The sequence below is a fragment of the Pseudomonadota bacterium genome (assembly GCA_030860485.1).
Classification (GTDB): domain Bacteria; phylum Pseudomonadota; class Gammaproteobacteria; order JACCXJ01; family JACCXJ01; genus JACCXJ01.
Map to the genome: position 1 here is coordinate 1 of JALZID010000005.1, position 2,580 is coordinate 2,580.

The 2,580-nt window shown below is 61.7% G+C and carries 3 protein-coding genes; all 3 read right to left on the reverse strand.

Annotation, left to right across the window (positions count from 1 at the left end; genetic code table 11):
- Window positions 1-221: 221 nt before the first annotated feature.
- Window positions 222-1,145, reverse strand: a complete 924-nt coding sequence (locus tag M3461_00120; GenBank protein MDQ3772895.1) for an SDR family oxidoreductase — start codon at window positions 1,143-1,145, stop codon at window positions 222-224.
- 236 nt (window positions 1,146-1,381) lie between these two features.
- Window positions 1,382-1,816 carry a MarR family winged helix-turn-helix transcriptional regulator gene (locus tag M3461_00125; GenBank protein MDQ3772896.1) on the reverse strand — a complete coding sequence of 145 codons (435 nt, stop codon included), beginning with the start codon at window positions 1,814-1,816 and terminating at the stop codon, window positions 1,382-1,384.
- A gap of 354 nt (window positions 1,817-2,170) precedes the next feature.
- Window positions 2,171-2,580 (reverse strand): ATP-binding cassette domain-containing protein (locus M3461_00130; GenBank protein MDQ3772897.1); only part of this gene is annotated, 410 nt, incomplete at its 5' end.

The window sequence follows — 2,580 nt, forward strand, 5'->3', positions numbered from 1 at the left end:
CGTTTCGGCGGTCCACCACCCTCACGGCTAGCACAGCGGTTCGACGTGGGATGGTCCTCACCGGTGCTGAGCAGAGTGGGTGGTCGTTTTGTCTGCCTAAAACGAGCTCTCGACCCGCTGCGACGAAGGGCTCGGCACAGGCGGTCAGGGCCTGTTCAACGCGTTTCCAAGCTTTGATGTGATACATAGTTGTTTCCTCCGCGAATGTGATGAATTGGAACTCATTCGACTTCTGGGTCACCGAGTACCGACCGCCTTGGGCCCGCGTGCGGCGCATCGTCCGGCCCCCGGAGTGCGGGACGGTGCTCGTAGAGCCGGCCGCGATACATACCAATAAGGTACGAGAAAACGGGCTTTGACAGCAGCCGCACGATCAAGTCGCCAAGGTACGGTGAGATGGCATCACCCAGCAGCAGCATGCGCGGCGGGGCGGGCAAGACGACCCGCGCTTGCCGCCTGTACACGGCGTTCAGGATGCCGGCGGCCACGAACTCCGCCGTGCGCGGGGTCATCGCCCGGAAGGGAGGCGGCATGTCGGCCGGATTGACCTCATCGAGCATCGCAGTTTGAGTCAGGGCCGGGTGCACGGTGGTCACAGCGATCCCAGTGCCATGCAGCTCTTGCCGCAGCGCGTCCGAGAAGGCGCTGATGGCGTGCATGGCGATCGAGTACCCGCCGAAGCGCGGGAAGGCCTTGCGACCGACCACCGAGGACATATTCACGATGTGGCCGGCGCGCTGCCGCTTCATGATCGGCAATACCGCCTGGGCGCCATACAGAACGCCGGAAAAGGAGACCGCCAGCATCTCGTTGAGGTCATCGGCAAATCGACCCCCCTCGATGGGCCCCACGTAAGCGTTGCCGGCATTGTTGAATAGGATATCGATCTGTCCAAACTCTTTCACCGTCTTATCGATGAGGTGTTGGATCTGTTCACGCACGGAAACATCGGTCGGGACTACGAGTACCCGGGGATTGAAAGTGCGAATTTCGTCAGCGACCTGCTTGAGCTTGTCCTCCGAGCGTGAGGCCAAGACGGTGGTGGCGCCTTCACGCGCGAAGGCCAAGGCCGAGGCGCGGCCGATGCCACTGGAAGCGCCGGTGACGACGATGGTCTTCCCATCAAATCTCGATTTGCGTGCCATAGTACTCTCCTATCACAGTGTATATACACGTATATGGTTAAAAATCAGCCGCACCAAGGTTCAATACGGTCCTGTTTAAGGGTGCGGTGCGGTTTAACACCCAAGTGCCTCAGAACTGCACGCGTTAGATCCGCCGTCAATGCTGTCGCGTTACGCGCATGGACCGAGGTTGACGGTCGGTGAGTGCGCTTCGCCATTAGTGCATATACACATATATTAGCCTAAAATAAGGCGCATTATGTATGGGCTAACGACACCGCCTGCGACAGGTCCTTCAGCATTGAGTCGAACCGACCCTGCCCAAGTCCCTCGATGATCCGACGTTGCGCCTGCTCCCACAGCGGCAGGGCTTTGGAAACCATTGCGCGCCCTCGAGTGGTCAGCGTCACCAGCTTCTGGCGGCGGTCGGCACCCGAACGGATCGCGATCAGTCCCTGGGCCTCCAGCGGCTTCAAGTTGCGGGTCAGCGTTGTCCGGTCCATGACCAAGACCTCGGCCATCTGGGAGATGGGCATCTCTCCCGACAGATAGGCGGCGACCAGTACCGTAAGCTGCGTGACGCGGATCCCTGTCTCTCGCAGCACCTCGTCGTAGAGCTGGGTCACGGCGCGGGTCGCTTTGCGAAGGTTGAAACATGCACACTGCCGTGCGACTTGTTGGCATTTGGTCATGGCTCCCTTCCCTTCCGAATTCATGATAGGAGTATATACACGCATCGTCGCCGTGTCAACTATGTTCTGCAGATAATCCCGATGCCTGTGGTTCGAAGGATAAAGAATAGAAAATTCAACGCGGTTTTGCAACAGTGCTGTTGGATCAGACGGGGCGGGTGGTCCGCGCGGGGGCGGGAAGAGGGCGTTTGGGCTGGCGCCGGCCGGGTTCGGGGTGGCTGTCGTGGCTTCAAGGTGACGCAAAGCCGGTAGCCCTTTGCACGGACGCGAGTCCGCCGGTGCCGGTCAAGTCACCTTGACCGGCACGAAGGTTCGGAGTGGGAAGGCGCTCACCAGTTCACGCGCTGATCGAACTCATACTCGGGGGGTTCGTTCAGGGCACACGTATCGACCCCGCGCGCATTGAGGTGCTCCTCCCCCTGGGGTGGATCGCGGGCGGCGATCGAGTGCATCGGCCGCCGCCAGGCCCCCGCCGCGCAGGGCCTGTGCCACCTCCAGGTCTTCCCACACCGTCAACTCCGCCTTGACGCCGTCGGCATGGCCGAGATAGGCGAGGTTGCGGAGGAACTCGATGCGCCCCTCGTCGATACGCCGCCCGCACCAGCGCACCTCGCCGGCCGTGGGCGGCGTCAAACCCGCGATGCCCCGCAAGAGCGTGGTCTTGCCGGAACCGTTCGGCCCCGAGATCTGCAACACCTCGCCGGCCTCGAGATCGATATCGAGGTTCGAGAAGACGAGCCGCTCGCCGCGCCGGCATTCGAGCC